The organism is Vibrio sp. 811, from assembly GCF_033339195.1.
Window position 1 is genome coordinate 1 of record NZ_JAWOUB010001024.1, and the last position, 502, is coordinate 502.

The window sequence follows — 502 nt, forward strand, 5'->3', positions numbered from 1 at the left end:
TTTCAGGCTACGTTATCTGCTTCAAACCATTAAAAGAAGGCCGCACCAATAGCCAATAACACGAACAAAACAGCGGTTACTTTACGGATCAAACCCAATGGCATCTTGTCTGCTGAAAGCTTACCAATCAACACCACTGGCACGTTGGCCAACAGCATACCAATGGTCGTGCCAAGTATGACCCAACTCAGCGCATCCGCGTATTGCGCGCCTAGAATGGAAGTCGCAATCTGAGTTTTATCACCGATTTCAGCGACAAAGAAGGCAATAAAGCTGGCAATGAATGGTCCACGATTCGAGATCTCTTCGTCGTCATCCAGTTTGTCTGGGATCAGAACCCAAGCGGCCATGGCAACAAAACTGACCACCAGCACCCATTTTAAAACATCAGGAGATAGATAGTCGGCCACTACCACACCTAACCATGCAGCTAAAGCGTGGTTGGCAATGGTCGCCAAAAAGATAGCTGCAATAATGGGAATGGGTTTGCGGTAACGACTGG

At 47.8% G+C, this 502-nt stretch carries 1 protein-coding gene; it reads right to left on the bottom strand.

The window, feature by feature from the left end; genetic code table 11:
* Window positions 1-29 precede the first annotated feature (29 nt).
* Window positions 30-502: TMEM165/GDT1 family protein (locus R7Q46_RS30695; protein WP_318078780.1), on the bottom strand; the 473-nt coding region annotated here is incomplete at its 5' end.